At 35.9% G+C, this 22134-nt stretch carries 17 protein-coding genes; 7 read left to right on the forward strand and 10 right to left on the reverse strand.

All coding sequences use genetic code 11. From position 1 onward, the window contains the following. Positions 1 to 78: 78 nt before the first annotated feature. The 4 genes from EKL98_RS06480 to EKL98_RS06495 form a co-directional block, all read right to left on the reverse strand. Positions 79 to 1023 carry a FecR family protein gene (locus EKL98_RS06480; RefSeq protein WP_126561837.1) on the reverse strand — a complete coding sequence of 315 codons (945 nt, stop codon included), beginning with the start codon at positions 1021 to 1023 and terminating at the stop codon, positions 79 to 81. Positions 1024 to 1115: 92 nt separating this feature from the next. Next, the gene (locus tag EKL98_RS06485) at positions 1116 to 1700 is read right to left on the reverse strand and encodes an RNA polymerase sigma factor (protein WP_126561838.1); all 585 of its coding nucleotides are present in this window, start codon (positions 1698 to 1700) and stop codon (positions 1116 to 1118) included. 189 nt (positions 1701 to 1889) lie between these two features. Next, on the reverse strand, positions 1890 to 2111 hold the full coding sequence (locus tag EKL98_RS06490; RefSeq protein WP_126561839.1) for a hypothetical protein: 222 nt from the start codon (positions 2109 to 2111) through the stop codon (positions 1890 to 1892). Positions 2112 to 2690: 579 nt separating this feature from the next. Further along, a complete protein-coding gene (locus tag EKL98_RS06495) occupies positions 2691 to 7424 on the reverse strand; it encodes a LamG-like jellyroll fold domain-containing protein (protein ID WP_126561840.1) in 4734 nt (1577 codons plus the stop codon). Between the two features lie 544 nt (positions 7425 to 7968). On the opposite strand from EKL98_RS06495, the gene EKL98_RS06500 reads away from it, so the two are divergent. Next, the gene (locus EKL98_RS06500) at positions 7969 to 9180 is read left to right on the forward strand and encodes an MFS transporter (protein ID WP_126561841.1); all 1212 of its coding nucleotides are present in this window, start codon (positions 7969 to 7971) and stop codon (positions 9178 to 9180) included. A 287-nt stretch (positions 9181 to 9467) separates the two neighbouring features. Beyond that, complete coding sequence (locus EKL98_RS06505) at positions 9468 to 10106, forward strand: peroxiredoxin (RefSeq protein WP_126561842.1); 639 nt, start codon at positions 9468 to 9470, stop codon at positions 10104 to 10106. Positions 10107 to 10188: 82 nt separating this feature from the next. On the opposite strand, the gene EKL98_RS06510 is transcribed toward EKL98_RS06505, so the two are convergent. The 6 genes from EKL98_RS06510 to EKL98_RS06535 form a co-directional block, all read right to left on the reverse strand. Next, positions 10189 to 11070, reverse strand: coding sequence for a DMT family transporter (locus EKL98_RS06510; RefSeq protein ID WP_126556329.1), 882 nt, complete (start codon positions 11068 to 11070; stop codon positions 10189 to 10191). Next, positions 11070 to 11651 (reverse strand): GDP-mannose pyrophosphatase NudK, encoded by a 582-nt coding sequence (gene nudK / locus EKL98_RS06515; protein ID WP_126515818.1) that lies wholly within the window; start codon positions 11649 to 11651, stop codon positions 11070 to 11072. The genes EKL98_RS06510 and nudK overlap by 1 nt, the downstream gene beginning before the upstream one ends. Before the next feature lie 61 nt (positions 11652 to 11712). Further along, entirely contained in the window at positions 11713 to 12984 is a 1272-nt protein-coding gene (locus EKL98_RS06520) for an adenylosuccinate synthase (RefSeq protein WP_126461129.1), read from the reverse strand. A 31-nt stretch (positions 12985 to 13015) separates the two neighbouring features. Beyond that, entirely contained in the window at positions 13016 to 13498 is a 483-nt protein-coding gene (locus EKL98_RS06525) for a Fur family transcriptional regulator (RefSeq protein ID WP_126461125.1), read from the reverse strand. Between the two features lie 116 nt (positions 13499 to 13614). Next, a complete protein-coding gene (locus EKL98_RS06530) occupies positions 13615 to 15834 on the reverse strand; it encodes a RelA/SpoT family protein (protein ID WP_126556323.1) in 2220 nt (739 codons plus the stop codon). A gap of 394 nt (positions 15835 to 16228) precedes the next feature. After that, positions 16229 to 17014, reverse strand: a complete 786-nt coding sequence (locus tag EKL98_RS06535) for a TrmH family RNA methyltransferase (protein WP_126556320.1) — start codon at positions 17012 to 17014, stop codon at positions 16229 to 16231. Between the two features lie 177 nt (positions 17015 to 17191). Here EKL98_RS06535 and EKL98_RS06540 point away from each other — a divergent pair, with 177 nt between their 5' ends. The 5 genes from EKL98_RS06540 to EKL98_RS06560 are packed head-to-tail and all read left to right on the forward strand — an operon-like array spanning position 17192 to position 22133. Then, a complete protein-coding gene (locus EKL98_RS06540) occupies positions 17192 to 17794 on the forward strand; it encodes a trimeric intracellular cation channel family protein (RefSeq protein ID WP_126455951.1) in 603 nt (200 codons plus the stop codon). A gap of 35 nt (positions 17795 to 17829) precedes the next feature. After that, positions 17830 to 18780, forward strand: coding sequence for a FemAB family protein (locus EKL98_RS06545; protein WP_126561843.1), 951 nt, complete (start codon positions 17830 to 17832; stop codon positions 18778 to 18780). Next, positions 18777 to 19895: a DegT/DnrJ/EryC1/StrS family aminotransferase gene (locus EKL98_RS06550; RefSeq protein ID WP_126561844.1), complete on the forward strand. Its 1119-nt coding sequence runs from the start codon at positions 18777 to 18779 to the stop codon at positions 19893 to 19895. Before EKL98_RS06545 ends, EKL98_RS06550 begins: the two co-directional genes overlap by 4 nt. A gap of 2 nt (positions 19896 to 19897) precedes the next feature. Further along, complete coding sequence (locus tag EKL98_RS06555; protein ID WP_126561845.1) at positions 19898 to 21385, forward strand: oligosaccharide flippase family protein; 1488 nt, start codon at positions 19898 to 19900, stop codon at positions 21383 to 21385. After that, positions 21378 to 22133, forward strand: a complete 756-nt coding sequence (locus EKL98_RS06560; RefSeq protein WP_231507370.1) for an acyltransferase — start codon at positions 21378 to 21380, stop codon at positions 22131 to 22133. Before EKL98_RS06555 ends, EKL98_RS06560 begins: the two co-directional genes overlap by 8 nt. The last annotated feature ends 1 nt before the right edge of the window (position 22134 follow it).

Here is a 22134-nt window from a genome sequence, read left to right on the forward strand (position 1 = left end):
TTAAATATTTATTTTGTTTTAATGGGATCTCAATTCGAATGCCACTTAAGTATTGGTTTTAATAGCGAATTCCAGCATTTACTTCTTTGGTTTTTCTCGTATAAAAATGGTGTTTTGGTTTTGAACGTGAATTTCTAATTGTTTTACCTCGGCAATACTGTTGAGGATAGTAGTGATATTTTCGTTTTTAAATTTTCCGGTAATCCGAAGTTGCTCTAATTCCGGATGCTCAAAAAGAATGGTGACATTAAATTTATTTCTCAAAATTGCGGCTGTTTCGCCAAGGCTTGTATTTTCGAGCACTATAATATTTTTAGTCCAAGCCAAGAAATCTTCCCGGGTATTGTTTGTGAGCAGTGGAAGCTGTGATGTATGAAAACGCAGTTGTTGATTTTTAGTTAGCAATACGTTGTGATTGGGGTTTTCTTTAGAATTCACGGTTACTTTTCCGGATAGCACACGGATGGTATTGGGGTAATTTTCATACGCGCTAATGGTAAAAGAAGTTCCTAAAACTTTGATTTTGAATTGAGGGGTTTCTACTGTAAAAGGACTTTTTGGATTGCGAACTACTTTGAAATAAGCTTCTCCTTTAAGGTCTAGTTTTCGGTTGTTTTTGAAATTGGTTGCGTAAGTAACGCTGCTGTTGCCATTTAAAACCAGCTGACTGCCATCAGGCAAAAAGAGTGTTTTTATTTCCCCTTTGGCAGCGGATTGTGTGATGCGATTTGTACTGGTAGATTGGGTTATTACGAAAGAAATTCCGATAAAAAGAAGTGCAATGGCAGCTATTTTGCCTATATTCGAATAGCGTTTTTGCTGCTTTCCTTTGGGCTTGTTAATGGTAGTATTTATTTTATGTAGGATTGCATTTCTTTTCTCTTGGGTTAAAGAAAAGATTATGATGTTTTGTTCTTTCTCTGTTTGTTTAAAGAAGAAGGTTTCTACAGCCTCTTTTTCGGATAGGGTGCATTTATTTTGAACATATTTTTGGGCTAATGTGAGGAAGTCTTCTTTTTGCAAAACGGGTCTTTTTACTATAAGTACCCGCTGGTATTGTTTTTACGTAGTGGGAAATTCAGTCTTAAAGATTTGGTAACAGAAGTGGGCGTGGATTAACATTGCAGCAACATTCCCGTAATAAAAATCGAGAATTGGCAGGGGTCAATCTTCATTTTAAGCAATTTCAATCCATCACTGATGTGCTTTTCTACGGTGCGGACTGAAATGTTTAATTTTTGGGCAATTTCAATATTGGTGTAATGTTCCAATCGGCTCAGGATTATGACTTCTTGGCTTCTGGGAGGGAGTTTCTTTATTTGCTTAAAAATTTCGGATTCAAATTCTTGGTATACTAAATGCTTGTCGGTTCCGGAAGGATTCGGGATGTTTTGGAGTATTTCAAGATGCCCGGAATCAAATTTTAAATCCCGAATGTGATTGGCAACTTTGTATTTGACGGCTCGGAGTAAATAACCTTCTAAATTTTCAATAGATGTATTGGCTGATTTTTCCCAGAGACTAATAAATATTTCCTGAACAATATCTTCGCAAATGGCTTCCTCTTTGTAGATTTTAAAAGCATAGGTATACAATCTTTTCCAATAACGGTCAAATAAGATGCCAAAGGCAAGCTGATCCTGGTGCTGCAATCTTGTTTGTAATTCCGTATCGGATAATAGCAGTAGTGTTGTTTTCATGCTGTAGTAGTTGCTACAAATGAAATCAATTTTAACAAGCTGGGATTCGAAAGGAGTTTAAGCTATGGTTAACGAATGTCGATGATTTATCCCCAACGGTGTTAAACATTTTTTTTTCTGGTTATTAAAAAGAAAAACGGCGCTGAAATAAGCGTCGTTTTTTATAAAGTGAAAATGGAAGGTTTTAGTTTAGCATTTTTTTCCGCTGACTTTTGCCATTGTTGCCGCACACTTTTTTCCTTCGGCTTTGCATTTTGTTTTGCATGTTTCAACTTCTGCGGCAGTCATTGCTTTGGAGTCTTTTTTGGCACAACAGGATTCTTTTTTAGCTTTTGCGACAGCTTTTACTTCTTGCGCACTAAGAGCGCTAGTAAAGAATGCAATTGCAACAAATGTTAGTATTTTTTTCATGTTATAAATTTTAAAGTTGGTTTATTTACTTTGGATATCAGTCCAAATATAGATAATAATTCAAATCAATTTTAAAATTCAGAGTACTATTAAAAATATAAGGCAAGTTTTATTTTTTATAAATATACTTTTTAAGTATTTCTCTAAATAAGTTTTGCTGTTCTGCCATTAATAAGATTATTTTACAGGACTGTCCGTAACTAATACCACTTAATTATTCCAGCCACGAATTACCCGAATTACCCGGAATTTTTATTTTAATTTTAAAAAAAATGCTGAAAATTAATGTGATTCGATGCTAACTTTTTTAGGAATAGTTCTCTTTTGTAAATATAGTCCACTTAGTCGAGAGTCCTTTTGTTTTTTAGCAACTGTCCTTTTACAGAATTATCAATAAGGCCCATGCTAAAAAATGAAATTGTGGTTATTTTTGACTTAGCCTGCAATACAAAAGAATGGAATCAAAAAAATATAAAAAGGAGTACCCATAGATTGAATGGATTTTGCGGTCAATTACGGGTTATTTTATTGGAATGAAAAAATCAATTTATTGGTGCTAAATTACAAATGGGTAGGAACTTATTTTACGATAATTTTTTTGCTGATGCTTCCTTTGGACGTTTTCAGTTTTACAATATACACTGCAGCTGCGTTATCTTGAATCTGGATTTTCATATTGGTTTGTTCTTTGTCCACAACCTTCCATTCATCCATTAATTTCCCTTGAATATTGAAAAGAGAAACAGAAAGAACGGTGTTGTCATTTGCACTATTTGCAATATTCAAAACATTATTAGAACGGGTAAAGAATACAGTAATAGCGCTATCATATACTGGGTTTTGTACCGCAAGACTTTTGTCAGTAAATCGCAAAGAGAAACGATTCGTAACATATCCTTCGGGAAGTGTTACTTCATAAAGTTTGTTTTTTAGGCTATTGTAAGTATCAGTTTCTTTATCGTAAATAAAGATATTTTGGTTTTCATCAAAGTTTTCTAAGGCATCAATACCAAACGATACTTTTCCAGCAGCCTCTGTTTGAACCCCAATAGGGAAGGAGGTCTCTTGATTAAAATAACCTTCTCCTTGTATGGCTAATTTATTTTCGCCATTCAATAAATACATATCACTAGGATAATCATCAATGTTATAGGCATCATAGCCATCATTCATTTCTGTGTTCGCTTTTTCCTCCATAAAGGCTAGAAGTACCTGTCTGTGAAAAGTTTTGTCGATAACATTAAATCCGAGACGTATTTTTTTGTGCGTGTCGTTCTCAATTCGAGCATTGCTGTTGTCAGTCCAATGATTTGAATCTTTAGGTGTTTTAGAGATTCTATAGATTGTCTGCGAAAGACCGAGAGAATCTTCTTTAACAAAATCTCTTTGATTATTATTAAAAGTTACGGTACCACCAGATCCAATTTTTCCAATTACAAAAAATCCTTGTCCTACGGGAATGTATCTTTTTGGATCTAATTTTGAGGATGATCCAGTACCACTTATGAAATCGACTCCTGTAGCACTTGGAGCGACTCCACCGGATAAGTTTCTAATGCCATAACCACCTTGATACGCCGTTAAATCATGCGAATTGTTGGTCGAATAATGTTCCCAGAAATACAAGGCGCCATCAATTGCCGGATTAGTTGTTGACGTTTCAATAGAATTAATATTATCCATTATAAATTGATCAGCGTCCAATGCTGAAGGATACGGATTGCCTACCAGTAATAACTGATCAGAACCAACGGTATTTGTTATAGTACCATTATTTGGTTTTCCTGAAAAGGTAAGGTTTTGTGTTCCTGAAGTTCCCGGTCCTTTCAAGGTGAATCCTTTTCCTGCTTGAAGTGTGCCTGTTTCTTCTATTTGAGTCCAATTAGCATAATCAGAGGTATTCAGGTTGCTGTCAAATTTATAAATCCAGTAGCGTGCTAAACTAAATGGAGTCGTAGCGCCGTCATAACCATTAATCCAAGTTATCGTTCCTGGAACTGCAGGATTTGTTCCGTCCCTTAAGACTTCAGCTACAGTAAAATTATTGGTAGTATCGTTAATTCGACCCACCGGAGCACTCCAATAGTTAAAATTGAATTTATTGCCTTGGCCTTGCTGGTCTCTTTCTATGGATCCTGCACTTGTTGCATCTAAGTCACTGCCTAGTTTTTGTACCAATTGGGATCTGCCTACTAAGTCTATTTTTCCATCGAGTTTTAGATAATGGGAGACTTCTATTTTGGAATTGTTAGTTGCACTTAAAGTATTGCTGTTAACAAATAATCCTAAAACGGTTTTATTTCCTGGAGAAGTAATAATGTGGGTTGTTTTTACAATATTCCAATCTATGGGAGTAGTATTGTTGATAATAGATAAACTATATGGTACATCTTGATTTCCTCCATTTTTCCATGTTGTTGGAGTTTGCCATAACCCATTACTATCACTAATGTATGGCATCGGAGCATTTTGTACATTGATTGATATTTTATCAGGAATTACTAAACTTCCTCTGTTCACATTTACTGAATCATCGTCAAGATGTGTTCCTATGTAAGAGTTCATAGAGTAATAAGCAATTAAATTATTCCAAAGTAAGGTATTAGTATCGTTTTTAGTAATTGTAGAAGGAATAATAGTTCCAATTGTTCCGGTATTACTTTGTACTATTTCTTGGTTCATAATAAATTGAATCTCTGTTGCGGTAAGTACTCGATTCCACATTCTGAGTTCGTCTATATCACCTTTAAAGAGGTTATTAATGGCGTTTTTAGTTATGTACTGGCCACCAATACTGAAAGTCCCTGTTGATGTACCAGGATTTCCGGTCATTGTCACTGTTTTTTCAAAAACACCATCAATATAAATAGATAATGTATTGGAAGTATGGGTATATGCTATATTATGCCATTTTGCATTTGGTAAAATGGTATTTGTGATAGCGGTACTTAAAACAGCTGACCCATTGTACCATTCAAACCTAACTCTATTGTCGTTTTGTAAAACTATTTGATATCCATTTCCAGCAGCGGATTTTTTTGATAAAATAGTTCGTTCATTTGCTAAAGTATTATTGCCATTTGGTTGTATCCAGGTCATAAAAGAAAATGCAGCAGGTAGTTCGTTGCTATTGCCAATTCTTACAAAATCGTCAAGCCCATCGAGTGTTATATGTAACGGTTTTGTGGCTCTATGTGCCACACCAAAAGTGATGTATTTAGTTCCATCAAAATCATATAAACAGGTTTGATTGCCACTCGCTGTTGACATGAAAACAGTTTCAAGTCCTGTTGTAAAAGCTGAATTGGTAGCCACAACCATTACGTATGCGTCTGTTGGGCCTAAAGCAGGTAATCCGCTTAAGAATGTCGCCGCTGGAATGTTGACACGAACGGTGCCTACGTCTATTCCTGTTTTTTCTACTACTTTCCATTTCCTGTTGACTACCTCAGTACTAGTAGAAATGGTTGTTGGTCCAAGATTAATGTTTAAGTTGATTCCAGAGTTTGACATTGTGCCATTGTTGGAACCCCACATCAGATAGTTTCTATCTCCTCCAAAATTATTTGGATTATTACTATTGGTGCTTGTTATATCACCAAGCCCAATAGTTAAAACTGTATTAGGATTTTCACTTTTAGATTGCTTTTGTATTAGTACAGTATTATCATCTCTTCCTATTCCAGCTATGTCATAATTAAAACCTGTATTAGCTGCAACATCCCAAATAGGATCTCCATTGGAATCGATGTAGTTTACATCTCCAAAATTATCTGCTGTCGTACTTCCGCTTGCGTGTAAGGTTACTCCATTCTTAATTCCCAAATAAGATTGTATTTTTTGTTGCTCAAGCTCAGTTCTGGCGGTCGAATAACTTGCTACCTCTGTTATTCTACCATCTAGATAGGTGTTAAATAAAACTCCTCCTACTAAAAAACCATTAAGAGTAAATCTACCGACTCCTAATTGATAAACAGAATTGTTAAAATCCGAAAAAGTTAACGGAGTTCCTGTACCACTTGTCCCAGTTGTAGCTGTATGAGTATCAATTTTTTTACCATTCAAATAAATTTCAGTAACGTTTGGAGTTACTGAGGTATTTGATTTGATATTTAAAATCATTACGGTTCCTCCAACAGTATTTGTAGGAGAAGGTGGTGCATAACTTCGACCATAAGAGTCTGGATTACTGGACACTGAATAGGTTCCAATCATGTGGGATATTAAATTGTCACTATTAAATCGAGAGGAAATTCTTCCTAATCCCAGTCCAGTTCCATCTTGCCCAAAATTTTCAGTTGTTATCCTTCCAGATATTATTTCTTGTGAATTATTTGTTGATTTATCGGAATTACCGTTTGTTTTTACTACAACATAATAATCCGTAGACCAATAGCCTCCCTTTCCTTTTAAAACATTACTTCCACTTCGACTAAAATCTACAACAGGATTAAAATTAATGTTTCGACTCGCATCGTTTCTGTATTTAGGAGCAAAAGTACCATAACCGTTTGCACTATTGTCATAGGCTTGGTCTGACCATGAGGTTACTGTACTGTTATCAGTTGTTGAGTTTGTTCCTATATTTGCTTTTAACCAAAGTTTAAGGTTTCCGTTTATATTACCAGGACCTATCGCTGGATTTGCAGGTGCTGTAATATGTTCTCCTTTTATAATGACATTGTCTATAGCAACCCCATCATCGTTAGTACTATTGTCTGATCCAAAATTAATTCTAAATCGTAATGAAGCGGCATTATTCAATGCACCTACATCGCTACTAGATATCGAGGCTTCTATAAATTTTGATGGACTTAGCTCTACTTCAGTATTTATTCCAGACCATCCATGAACATTATTACCTATACCATTAACATCATTGTTATTGTACCAATTATTTCCATTACCAGAGTTTCCTAATCTGATCCATCCTGATAGTCCAGTTAGGTCAGTAGTATATTCTATATTCATACCATCAAAGTTGACTTCTGTTTTATAACGAATATCAATATAGAATTTAACATTATTAAAACCGCTAGTTGAAATTACAGGACTCGTTAATCTTGTTAAATAATTAATTCCATAATCGTTGTAATTATTTATGCTCCAGTAACTTCCTTCGCCAATTATAGGATTTGCGTTATAGGACCATGATCCATTTCTCCCTGATTCAGTGCTTGATGTCCAGCCTCCATTATTAGCGTCAAAATTTTCGTAATGTATGGTTTTGGTCTGTGAATATCCTAAAAAAACAAGACATAAAAGCGCTATAGTAAAACAGGTTGTTTTTGTAAAAAGTAAAGTTCTTTTCATGTTTAGGAAATGTATGAATTATCGTGGTTATAATTGTAAACTGGTATGGTACAAGAGACTAATTATCGTTATTAATGAATTTTAATCCTCATTCAATTAAGACTTTTACACTATAATTTAACTGTTCAAATATAAAATATTTTTTAGTAAAACACTCTTTTTTTACCGTTTAAAAGCTATTATTACCGTTTAAACGCATAAAAATGTATTTTTTCTGCTTTTTTTGTAAAAAAAAAATAGGCAAGGCAGTACTGAATTTCTACAAAGAGAGGCGTAATAATTTCTATAAATACCTAAACAGGATTTTAATTTACTGTAATAACAAATCGTGCTTGTTTTAATTTTTTTCCATCTTTTTTACGGATTAAAACGCAATTTTTAACTAATTTTAGCACCTTATTCAGAGTATACAGCTAGGTCAAAAAGGAGTCAAAAGCATCTTAAATAGTATGGCTTTCAGTCTTTTGTTTTTAATTAATTTAAAGGTTTAGGCTGCTTTTTGCTACTCCTTATTCGCGTTAATAATACAGTTTTATTAAAAAATATGAATTCATCTTCTGATAATGCAACACAAATTGACACTGCTGTTATTGCACAGCAAACCGTGTATCCTGTCCTGTTTTCTATTGCATTTGCTCATTTGCTCAATGATTTATTACAGGCCGTTATTCCGGCTGCGTACCCTATTTTAAAAGAAAATTTTAATTTAACCTTCACCCAAATCGGGTTAATTACCTTGGCCTATCAATTAGCGGCTTCCATTTTGCAGCCGATCGTGGGACTCTACACGGACAAAAGACCAAAACCTTTTTCCCAAATTTTCGGAATGCTTTTTACCTTATCCGGAATTGTGGGTTTGTCCTATGCGTCCAGTTTTTCAATGATCATAGTGTCGGTTGTATTAGTCGGGATTGGTTCGTCCATTTTTCATCCTGAAGCATCCCGAATCTCCTTTTTGGCCTCTGGAGGAAAACGGGGTTTGGCACAATCCATTTTTCAGTTGGGGGGCAATGCCGGAACAGCGATCGGGCCTTTACTGGTTGCCTTAATTGTGGTTCCTAATTCTCAATATTACATCATTTGGTTCGTCGCCGTCGCCCTTATTGGATTGGTTGTTTTGAGTAGGATTGCCCTGTGGTATCAAAAGCATTTGAGTTTAAAGAGCACTAAAAAAACGGTAATCAATTTGCCTAATTTGTCTCAAAAAACGATCGCAATCTCCGTGGGAATTTTGATGGTTTTGATATTTTCAAAATTCTTTTACATGGCCAGCATGTCCAGTTATTTCACCTTTTATTTAATCGAAAAATTTGGATTATCAGTGCAGGATGCCCAGTTTCACTTGGTTCTGTTTTTAGCCTCTTGTGCAATAGGAACTTTAATTGGTGGGCCTTTGGGCGATAAATACGGCAGGAAATACGTCATTTGGTTCTCTGTCTTGGGAGCCGCGCCTTTTACCTTACTGTTGCCGTTTGTCGATTTATTTTGGACCGGAGTCCTTTCCGTCCTCATTGGAACTATAATGTCCTCAGCCTTTCCGGCTATTCTGGTTTTTGCACAGGAATTACTGCCTAAAAAACTCGGAATGGTTTCTGGACTTTTCTATGGTTTTGCCTTCGGAATGGGAGGTTTAGGCTCTGCTTTACTCGGAAATCTAGCAGATCACACCAGCATCACTTATGTCTATTACCTGTGTGCCTATTTGCCGCTGATCGGAATTATTGCTTTCTTTTTGCCTAATTTAAAGAAAAAATAATACTTTTTCGTAGCTATATTTACTTCGTCAGTTCGCTTCGCTCGTATCCTGCTCTGTACTTGTATTCCAAGGTAATAAAAACTACAGCTGAAAAAGCCTCGTTTTTCTAAATCGGGAGATGTCGCTGCTATCAGAGCTCTAGGTATTTGGTTTCCTAATGGCATTATTTTTTAAAGGGCTTCGTTCTGGTTTTTATAAAAATTAGTAGAATTTTAAGAGTTGTTTTCCCTCTATAGTGTGTTTATTTCAATACCTTACAGTGTTACTAATTATTAAAATAAACAAGCATGGCAACAGTACGATTAGGCGATATTGCTCCTGATTTTGAAGCAGAAACGTCACAAGGAAAAATAGAATTTCATCAATGGCTGGGAGATTCCTGGGGTATTTTGTTCTCACATCCCGCTGATTTCACACCGGTTTGTACCACTGAGTTAGGAACAGCAGCACTGTATTATCCTGAATTTAAAAAACGAAATGTCAAGGTAATCGCATTGAGTGTAGATAGCGTCGATTCACACATGGAATGGATTAAAGACATCAATGAAACTCAAAATACTACTGTAGATTTCCCTATAATAGCCGATGAAGACAAGCATATCGCGGAACTATATGACATGATTCATCCCAATGCAAGTGAGAGTTTCACCGTTCGTTCCGTTTTTATAATAGGACCAGACAAAAAAATAAAATTGACATTGACCTATCCGGCATCAACCGGTAGAAATTTTGATGAATTATTGCGTGTCATCGATAGTCTGCAATTGACAGCTAATTACAGCGTGGCCACACCGGCCAACTGGAAAGATGGAGACAGTGTTGTAATTTCGCCTGCGGTTAAAGATGAAGATATCCCGACTAAATTTCCAAAAGGCTACGAAAGGGTTAAACCGTATTTGCGAATGACTCCGCAGCCCAATAAATAATGTTTTTTAGAAAACTGTATAAACATGAAAGCAGAATGAATTTATTTTCATTCTGCTTTTCTATTTTGTCAAAAATTAAAAATTACTTCTTATTGGTAATTAATAAACCAGAAACAATGATGCCCATACTAATAATTTGTATCAATCCAATTGCTTGATTTAGGAAAAAGTAAGCAAGAATACCGCTGAATATTGGGATTAAATAATAGATTAGAGCTGTTTTCGATGTGCCTATCAATCGTATGGCTTCGTTCCACAAATAGAAAGAAACCAGCGAAGCAAAAATGCCAACATAGGTGGTAATCAGAATCGTTTTAGTGTCAAAAACAACTTTTTTGTAAAACAAATGTTCACAAAGATAAAAAGGAAAAAGGAGCAGTGTGCCTATTACAAAAACACTAAACAAAAATACTTTTGGTGTTAATTCAGGTGGTTTTTTACGCACTAAAATAGTGTAATACGCAAAAAAGAAGCAAGCCACAAGCATCAATAAATCCCCAATGGTAAAGTTGATTTTTAGCAAGGCCTGAAGCGAACCTTTGGTAATTAGCACTAGAACCCCTGTGATTATAGTTACAATTCCTATGATTTTCAGATTAGAAACGGTCTCTTTAAAAATAATTCTGGAGATTACAACAATAAATAACGGAATCGAAATGGCGATTAGCGATAAATTCACAGCACTCGTTGTTTTTCCTGCAATGTAAATTAACGTGTTGAAAATAGTGATTCCCAATACCGCCGTAAACACAAGATACCGGAGGTGTTTTTTAACAATTGTGAAATTTCTAGTAGTGCTTTTTAAAGCAAATGGAGCCAAAACGAGACATGCAATTGTCCAGCGCCAAAAGGCCAGTCCTATAGGAGGAATGTGGTCTTTTATGCCACTGGCGATGACCATATTAACGGACCATAACAAGGTAGCAAATAAGGCAAATAGAACTCCTTTAGTGGGATTACTCATTAAACCAAATTATGAATTTTAGCATACTGTAGTAACATAATAGTCTTGGCATCCTGCATTTGACCAGATTCAATCATGGCATACGCTTCTTCAAAAGACATTTCAATCACATCTATATTTTCTTCCTCATGTGCTACTCCGCCACCGTCACTTACTTTCATAGATTCATCGTACTCGCCAACAAATAAATACAATATTTCAGTTACAGCTCCTGGCGACATATATGTTTCCATGACTTTTTTGACTGTAGAAATACGATATCCTGTTTCTTCTTCGGTTTCTCTAATGATGCATTGCTCCGGATTGTCTTGATCCAAAAGGCCGGCACAAACCTCAATCATCATGCCGGTTTCATTCCCGTTAAGATAGGTTGGCAAGCGAAACTGACGTGTAAGAATAACGGTTTTTTGTAAAGTGTTATAAAGTAAAATGGCGGCTCCGTTTCCTCTATCATAGACTTCTCTTTTTTGGGTAATCCAGGAGTCGTCTTTTTTTTGATAGTCAAAAGTGACTTTGTTTAAAAGGTACCAATTGTCTGAGAGCAATTCGGTTTTTTGTATTTTAATGGTTGGGTTTTTCATTCGTAGGAATTGATTTTTAAACTAAAAAAAACGTCCCGATTTATCGGGACGTTTCATAATCTTATTTCAGAATCGTTTGCTTTCTGTCTGGACCTACAGAAACAATTTTGATAGGCACTTCTACTTCTTTTTCGATGAATTCAATGTATTCTTTTAATTCGATTGGTAACTCATCATATGTGGTCATACCAGTCAAATCTTGTTTCCATCCTTTGAAATCCTGATACACTGGAGTTACATTTTCCGGTTCAATGTTGTATGGGAAATGTGAAATATTTTCTCCTTTATAATTGTATTCCGTACATACTTTCAACGTTTCAAATCCTGAAAGGACATCCCCTTTCATCATCATCAGTTGGGTTACACCATTCACCTGAACCGCATATTTCAGTGCTACTAAGTCTAACCAGCCACAACGTCTTTGTCTGCCGGTTACTGATCCAAATTCATTTCCAACACGGGCCATAGTTGCACCATCTTCGTCAAAAAGTTCAGTAGGGAACGGGCCACTTCCAACGCGTGTTACATAGGCTTTGAAGATTCCGTATACTTCCTTGATTTTATTTGGAGCAATCCCTAAACCGGTACAAGCGCCTGCGGCAGTTGTATTAGAGGAAGTCACAAATGGATAGGTTCCAAAATCAACATCTAATAACGAACCTTGGGCTCCTTCACATAATATTGATTTACCTGCTTTTTGCGCTTGGTGTAAATATTCTTCACTATCAATAAAGTCTAATTTTTTTAGCTCTTCGATAGCTTCAAAAAATTCTTTTTCTAATTCTTCTAAATTGTATTGTATCGCAACATCATAGAATTTTATCATGGCTTCGTGCTTGTCAGCCAAAGCTCTGTAACGATCTGTAAAATCTTCTAATTCAATATCACCCACACGGATTCCGTTTCTTCCGGTTTTGTCCATATAAGTAGGGCCAATTCCTTTTAAAGTAGAACCAATTTTTGCTTTTCCTTTAGATGCTTCTGATGCGGCATCTAACAAGCGGTGCGTTGGCAAAATTAAATGCGCTTTTCTTGAAATGATTAATTTGTTTTTGATGTCTAAATTAAATTTTTCAAGGCCTTCAATTTCTTTTTGAAAAACTACAGGATCAATTACAACTCCGTTTCCAATGATGTTTACAGCAGTTTTATGAAAAATACCGGAAGGAATAGTTCTAAGAACATGTTTTATTCCATCAAATTCTAAAGTGTGTCCTGCATTTGGACCTCCTTGAAAACGTGCAATAATGTCATATTTCGAAGTAAGAACATCCACAATTTTTCCTTTTCCTTCATCTCCCCATTGCAACCCTAGTAATAAATCTACCGTCATTCTATATGTTATTTGTAGTTAATTTTTATATTTAGGAACGATCTTGTTCGTCCAGAGTATTCTTTTCCTTTTTTACACCGTAAAGGTATAAGGAGTGATTTGTAATTTCTATATCGAAAATTTCCTCAATTGTTTTTTTGATGCTTTGGATTCTAGGGTCACAAAACTCGATTACTTCACCGGTATCAGTCATGATAATGTGATCGTGCTGTTTGTCAAAATATGATTTTTCGTAATGTGCCTGATTCTGTCCAAATTGGTGTTTGCGCACTAAAGCACAGTCCAATAATAATTCGATCGTATTGTAAAGGGTTGCCCTACTAACCCGATAGTTTTTATTTTTCATTTTGATGTAGAGATTCTCTACGTCAAAATGTTCTTCACTATCGTAAATTTCCTGAAGAATAGCATAACGTTCAGGCGTTTTGCGATGTCCTTTTTTTTCAAGATACATTGTAAAAACATTTTTTACAATTTCTTGATTCTTGTTGTTATCTGTGGAAATGAGTGTCATATGCTGGCAAAGATAAATTTTTTAGTTTAAAGATTAAAATTTCCGGTTTGTTTAGTTTCAAGTTTGTTCCGTTTCAGGTATGAAAAGCTACATTATGTAAAAAAACAGCAACTTTTCTAGGTTTTATAAACTCGGGTTACCTTATCTATTCCATCAATCTTTTTGATATTATTGATTAACTTTTTTAAGATTGTATTGTTCTGAACAATTACGGCCACCTGCCCATGAAAGATACCTGCCTCTGTGCTCAAAGAAATACTCTGGATGTTCACATGCATATTATTCGAAATCACTTTTGTCAGCTGGTTGGTAAGTCCTAAAACATCCATTCCGGTTATGTTTATGATGGCTTTGAATTCTTCTTGGGAAGAGTCAATCCATTTGGCCGTCATGATCCGGTAGGCATAGTTGGATTGCATTCCAATCGCGTTTGGGCAATCTTTTTTATGCACTTTTATCCCTTCGTTTATCGTGACAAACCCAAACACGTCATCCCCGGGAATTGGGTTGCAACACGGGGATAATTTATAATCCAGTTTGTCATGTTCTTTGCCAAATACGAGCATGTCATAATTGCTGCTTATTATTGGTTTATGAATGTCCTCATCAGCTGTGCTGGCGGTTCGTTTTATTTTATTCTTGAAAAAATTAATAAAAGTATTGCTTTTTTGGGCGGCATAATCTTTGAGTTGTTGGTTTTCTATAGCGCCAATCCCGACTCTGTAAAATAAATCTAAGCTTGTTTTTAACTTAAAAAAATTGACTAGCTCATTTACAACAGATTCATTTAAAGTTATTTTTAAATGCTTTAGTTTACGCGTCAGCAGTTCTTTTCCTTCTTCTCCAATTTTCTTGGTGTTCTCGTTTAAAACATTTTTTATCTTAGTTTTGGCTCTTGAAGTGGTCACATAATCCAGCCAGTTGATCGTTGGTTTTTGATGTTGTGACGTGATTACTTCTATTTGATCACCACTTTTTAATTCAAAATTCAACGGGACTAATTTTCCGTTTACACGTGTTCCCCTGGTGCGAATGCCTATTTCGGAGTGAATGCTGAAAGCAAAATCAAGCGATGTAGCACCTTTGGGCAAGGATTTTATTTCTCCCTTTGGGGTAAAAACAAAAATTTCTTTTGAATATAAATTCATCTTGAAATCCTCCACAAAATTTACTGCATTTGTCTCAGAATTCTCTAAGGCTTCTTTTAGTAAATTGAGCCAGACATCCAAACCACTTTCTTCGGTAGCGCCATTTTTATATTTGTAGTGCGCAGCATATCCTTTTTCGGCAATTTCATCCATGCGTTCGCTGCGTACCTGAACTTCAATCCAGCGCCCTTTGGGTCCCATTACGGTAATATGCAAGGCTTCGTAGCCAGTAGATTTTGGAGACGAAATCCAATCGCGCAACCTACTCGGGCTGGGCCTGTAGTGGTCCGTTACAATGGAGTATATTTTCCAGGCGATGAATTTTTCGTCATGGGGAGTTGATTTGTAAACAATTCGGAGTGCAAATTTATCATACACTTCGTCAAAACTTACATTTTGAGCCTGCATCTTTCTCCGGATGGAGTAGATTGATTTTGGACGGCCTTTTATGATATAATCAATTCCTTCAGTATCTAAGGATGTTTTTAAAATATTTGAAATAGCCTCAATATACGCATCCTGCTCCTCTTTAGTTTCTTTTATTTTACTTACGATTTCATTGTATACTGCTGGTTCCGTATATTTTAATCCTAAATCTTCCAGTTTTGTCTTGATATTGTACAAACCCAATCGATGGGCCAGTGGCGCATAAATGTACAAGGTTTCAGATGCAATTTTAGTCTGCTTGTCCTCTTGCATCGAATCCATGGTTTGCATGTTGTGCAGGCGATCAGCAAGTTTAATCAGGATTACGCGCACATCATCATTTAGCGTCAAAATCATCTTGCGAAAATTTTCGGCTTGCATTGAAACGTTCAGGTCTCTTTGCACCATAGATATTTTTGTTAATCCTTCAACAATTTGGGCTACTTTAGGATTAAATAAGCGCTCGATGTCCTGAATTGTAGTGGGTGTATCCTCGACCACATCGTGCAATAATGCAGCTGCAATAGAGGTTGCTCCCAAACCTATTTCTGAAGCAACAATTTTTGCTACAGCGATAGGATGAAAAATGTAGGCTTCACCGGACTTTCTGCGTTGCTCTTTATGGGCTTCTACAGATACATCAAAGGCTTTTCGGATGAGTTTTTTGTCCTCATCACTCAAGGTTTGGTAGCTTATTCGAAGTAACTCTTTGTACTCCTGAGCTATAGCTTTATTTTCTTTTTCTAAATCTATTTCGATCATAACGGCATGGTTCATTTCTTAAAAATAGCAATAAGTTAGCAGATATGCAATTTTATTTAAGCACGATATTACAGGATTTTTTTAAACGCTAAATTTTGAAAGTCATAACTGAAATCAGTCCGTCCGGAAATGGGTTTTATTGTGATTCAGACTGCTTTTCAATTGCCACACATTCTAAAAATAAATACACATCAGCATGAAAATAGGTATTATTCCATTTTACCACACAATTACTGTCTTTGCAGAAAAAATAGCACCATAAAGTTGTGGGAACGTTTGAAAGCAAAATAAAATTTCTCTTTTACCTGAAAGTTGCACTTCTCTAAACCAATTGTCTTTAGGTGTGCCAATGAAAATTTTGAAATCTCCTATCAAAAAAGCATTCATCTTCAGTCTAAAATCCCCGTTGTCTTTTGGCTTCAAAGATCAAGATGGCTGCAGCAACGGAAACATTCATAGAATCGATTTCGCCCTGCATTGGAATAATAATATTTCGCGTGGCTTCTTCTCGCCATGCTGCTGTCAAGCCAGTTGCCTCTGTTCCTACTACTAAAGCCGTTGGTGTGGTGTAATCTTGGGTATGATAGGAAGTGGAGTTTTGTAGCGTTGCACAATAAAAATTGATTTTTCGTTCCTTCAAAAAAGCAATAATTTCTGCTGTAGTTCCGGTTGCAATTTGGTTGGTAAACAAACAACCTACGCTGGAACGCACAATATTTGGGTTGTATAAATCGCTTTTTGGGTTGGCAATAATCACGGCATCCAGATTAGCAGCATCCGCAGTGCGCAACAAAGCGCCAATGTTTCCCGGTTTTTCAGGTGCTTCAGCAACTAGAATCAATGGGTTTTCGGATAATTCTAAATCGGATAATCGCAATGATTTGGTTTTGGCTATAGCCAAAATACCCTCGGTGGTATCGCGATAAGCCAGTTTCTGGTAGACTTCTTTGTTGATTTCGATCAATTCTGCATTTTCAGAAAATTGATGCGCTTCAGTTTCGGAACAAAGTTCAGGTAAAAACAATAAAGTTTCTATTTCGTAACCGCCTTTGATGGCAATTGAAATTTCCCGTTTTCCCTCTATCAAAAAAGTACCGGATTGTTTGCGCGCTTTTGCTTTTTCCTGCAATTGCACTAAGGATTTTATGTGCGGATTTTGTATCGAAGTAATTTGTTTCAAGGCTTTCCTCTATTTAATTAAACACGACAAAGATACACAGAGAAAATCCAGTTTTCTAATCTGATCCGAATATTTATTTGGAAGCAATAGCAGCATTAATGCCAGTTGCTTTGGTTATTTTTACAAGTATTTTCTTTATTTTTGTAGAAATTCCATATTTAAAAAATTTCAATCTAAATGTTTTACTTTCTAGACTTTGTCGGTACGATTGCTTTTACCATGTCAGGCGCATTGACCGCTATGAGTAAAAAACTCGATCCTTTTGGGGTGTTCATCATTGCGTTTGTAACGGCTGTTGGCGGCGGAACCTTACGAGATGTTATGATTGGTAGGACGCCCGTGGGCTGGATGCTGGACCTGAATTACGTGTATGTGATTTTTTTGGGGTTTGTTTTGTCGATTATTTTCAGGAAAAAATTTGATCGTTTGCGCACTTCTTTGTTTTTATTTGATACCGTCGGGCTGGGCGTTTTTACATTAATTGGTCTTGAAAAAGGAATAAATATTGGTTTGCATCCTGTTATATGCATTGCATTAGGAACGATCACAGCTTGTTTTGGAGGGGTTATTCGGGATATTTTATGCAACGATATTCCGGTAATTTTCAGACGGGAAATTTACGCCACGATTTGTATTCTGGGCGGAATGCTGTTTTTTATGCTTCGGGAATTTAATTTGGATAAGGATATTTTATACATAACAACGTCAATTTTTATTATTGTGATTCGGTTGATGGCCGTAAAATTCAAATGGTATCTGCCCACTTTAGAACCTAAATAAAAAATGATTACTTTCACAAAGTCTAAAACCAAAGCGTGAAAAATTATACCGTCAAACGATATCAAAAAAGCGATTATGACCATTGGAATTCCTTTATTGGTCAAGCCAAAAATGCAACCTTTTTGTTTCACCGTGATTTTATGGAATACCATGAGGATCGCTTTGAAGATTTTTCAGTACTTATTTATGACAAACAAAAACTGGTAGCAGTTTTGCCAGCTAATAAATTGGAAAACAGCATTTTTTCACATCAGGGTTTGACCTATGGCGGCTTGGTTTATTCAGCTATAATAAAAGCAGAAATAGTAGCGGAACTTGTAGACTGTCTTTTGTCTTTTTTTAAAGACCATAGCATCCAATCCTTTTATTTGAAACAAATCCCTTTTTTTTATCTTTCAAAAGGAAATGCTGAAATGGAGTTTTTCTTGCTTAAAAAAGGTGCTTTTCTGGAGAAGAAAGAAATGAATTTGGCCATCAATTTAGCAATGCCATTGACGGTTTCTAAAAGTAAATTGAAGCATTTGAGAAAAATGGAAGCATTTGACTTGCAACTTGTCGAGGAAGCGGAGCCGGACTCTTTCTGGGAATTGGTTTTAGAACCAAGATTGCGTGAAAAATACAATGCAAAACCAGTTCATACCTTGCAAGAAATCACAAAATTAAAGATATTATTTCCGCAAAACATCAAACAATTTTCAGTGTATTATGAAGATGTAATAGTTGCCGGAGTGACCCTGTTTGAAACCGAAACGGTGGTGAAATCACAATATGGAGCCACCACTAAAAAAGGCGAGGAGTTGCGCGCATTGGATTTTGCATTTATTACCTTAATAGAAAAATACAAAAAACAAGGCCTGCTTTTTTTTGATATGGGTATTGTAAATGATACTAATGAAAGCGGATTTCATGCCGGACTTTTGAAACAAAAAGAAGAATTAGGGTGCACGGTATATGGCCAAGACTTTTATAAAATGAATCTAGTATGATACCATTTTTAGATTTAAAAAAAACAAACAAGCCCTATGAAACTGCTTTTCAGGAAAAATTAAAAGGGTTTTTAGCGAATGGTTGGTATATTTTAGGGAATGAAGTCAGCGAGTTTGAAACCAATTTTGCGGCTTATTGCGGAACAAAATACTGTATTGGGACGGGAAATGGTTTTGATGCTTTAGTGCTCGTTTTTAAAGCCTATATCGTGTTAGGAAAACTGCAAAAAGGGGACGAAGTCATTGTGCCAGCAAACACGTACATTGCCAGTATTCTCGCTATTTTGCAAGCAGATTTAATTCCGGTTCTGAGCGAGCCAAAATTAGAAACCTATAACTTGGATCCCGATTTAATTACAGCAAAAATCACTTCTAAAACAGGAGCTATTCTAGTCGTTCATCTCTACGGACAGCTGGCAGAAATGGAGAAAATAAATGAAATTGCTGCAGCAAACAATTTATTAGTAGTAGAAGATGCGGCTCAGGCTCACGGGGCTTCCTTTGAAGATGAAAGTGCGAAGACCCAAAACCAAAAGCCAAAAACCCAAGCCTATAGTTTTTATCCTGGGAAAAATCTAGGGGCATTAGGCGATGCCGGTGCCGTTACGACTAATGATTCTGAATTAGCCAGGGTTATTCAGTCGCTTCGAAATTACGGATCGGAAACCAAGTATTATAATGACTATGTAGGGATAAACTCCAGATTAGACGAATTGCAAGCTGCTTTTTTAAATGTGAAATTACCGTTTTTAAATGCTGAGAACGACCGCCGAAGAACAATTGCCAATCGCTATTTATCAGAAATAAAAAACGATAAAATAATACTTCCATTTTGGGATTTGTCAAACAATCATGTCTTTCATTTATTTGTCATTCGAACTCAGGATAGAACGGATTTACAAGAATATTTACGTCAAAACGGAATTCAAACGGTTATCCATTATCCAGTTTCGCCCCACCGTCAAAAAGCTTTCTCTTCCGAGACTGCGGGATGGAATATATTGTCCTTTCCAATTACTGAAAAAATTCATGAAGAAGTTTTGAGTTTGCCCATAAGTCCTGCCTTGACACCGGAGGAGGTTCGTCATATTATTGCAATTTTAAATACATATTAAAAATGTCCGATAGTAAAACGTCATATCATCGCATTGTAAAAACGACTTCGCTTTTTGGAGGCGTTCAGTTTTTTATGATTATTATTGGGGTTATCCGGACTAAGTGTATTGCTGTTTTTATTGGGCCTGAGGGAATGGGGATTATTTCTTTGTTGAACTCGGCGATGAATCTTGTGGGCGGTGTTACTGGTTTAGGGATTGAAACCAGTGGTGTAAAACACCTTTCCAGTAGCTACAAAAACGACAATTTAAGTACGATTGCATCTGTAGCAGCACTTATAAAAAAGCTCGCAGTACTAACCGGGATTTTAGGATGCGTTCTTGTGATCCTGTTTTCTAGTTGGCTGAGCCAAATTACTTTTGGGAATTCGAATCATACTTTTACCTTTGTTTTTATTTCGATCACCTTGTTGTTCCGGCAATTAATGATTGGCCAGCTGGTTGTTTTGCAGGGTTTAAGAAAAATGCGGTTTTTAGCCAAAGCTAATTTTTATGGAAATGGATTGGGGTTGTTAGTTTCAATTCCGTTGTATTATTATTACCGGATTGATGCCATTGTCCCCACCATCATAGTTGCCTCTTTAGCCTCACTATTGGTTTCTTTTTATTATTCGAAAAAAATACCATTTGAAAAAAATGTGTTTTCTAAAGAACAAGGAAATGCCGAAGGAAAAAGTATTATTAGACTAGGTATTTTATTGACATTAAGTGGTTTGCTGACCTTGTTATCAACGTATTTGATTCAAATTTTTGTTGGAAAATGGGGTGGTTTAGAACAAGTTGGGTTTTACAATGCCGGTTTCACATTGTTGAATTCCTATGTGGGAGTAATTTTCACGGTCATGAGTACCGATTATTTTCCAAGATTAGCGTTCATTAGTGCGGATAATGAAAAAGTAAGAACCAGTGTTGTTCAGCAATCGTTTGTTTCAATATTGATTATTACACCGGTAATCATTTTGTTTTTAACGTGCATTCCGTTGATTGTGAAAATTATATTTACACCGGAATTCAACGCCATTATTCCAATGGTTTGTTTTGGAATAATAGCAATGTTGTTTCGGGCCGTTTCGTGGTCAATGGGCTATATTTTGATTGCCAAAGGCGATTCGAAAATGTTTATGCGAACTGCTGTTGGATTTAATAGCATTTCGCTTATTTTGAATGTTTTAGGGTATTATTATTATGGTTTGGAAGGTCTTGGATTTAGTTTTTTGCTCTATTATTTCATTCATTTTTTGGGTTTAAAAATAATCACCAAAAAAAGATATGGGTTTTATTTTGAAAGCGATTTTTATAACACTTATTTAATTTGCATCTTGCTGTGTGTGGCAACTTTTTTGTTCCGATACCTTCCAAATCCAATTTTAAAGTATGGCTTAATGTCACTAATGGTAGTAGTGTCGATTGTTTTTGTTTTATTTGAAATGAACAAAAAGACCGCATTAAAAGAATTGTTCAATGCTATAATTAAGAAAAAGAATGATTGAAATACTTAAGAATGTTTACAGAAAAGTAAGATTTTTTTATCATCGGTTACAACTGTATTATTCCGTAAACTGGACCAAAACACTGTACTTTAATTTTAAAAAATTCCCGTATCCTATTGCTAAGCAGCTCCCTGTATTTTTTTATGGAAAAGTAAAATTTACTTCAATAACGGGTGCAATCAAAATTGAGGGAGTTGTCAAAAAGGGAATGATTGGTTTTGGACAACCTTATGAAATAAATACGCTTCACAAAGGAATTGCCGAAATCACTATTTTGGGAACGCTCATTTTTAAAGGTCACATACAATTAGGTAAAGATTATTTTATTTATGTTGGTGACGGTGGATTGTGCGAATTGGGACACATGGCTTCATTGGCCTCAAATGCAAAATTGATTTGTATGGAGCATGTTGTATTAGGGGATTATGCCCGTTTTGGTTCGGAATCACAAATTATGGACACTAATTTCCATCAGATGATGGATACTACAACGGGTGAAAAGTTTAAAATGACAGCGCCAATTAGAATAGGAAATTACAACTATGCAGCCAGCAGGGTTACGGTACTGCAAAATACGACTACCCCTGATTTTTGTACGATAGGCTCCAGTAGTGTGTGTACTGCGGATTATACGTCATTTGGTTCAAATATTTTGATTGGTGGTATTCCGGCAAAATTTATAAAAAACGCCATTTCCAGAGATTGGGAAGGAGAGAAAGCCTTGCTGGACGAGTATTTGATAGTGTAGT

Source organism: Flavobacterium bomense (assembly GCF_003970355.1).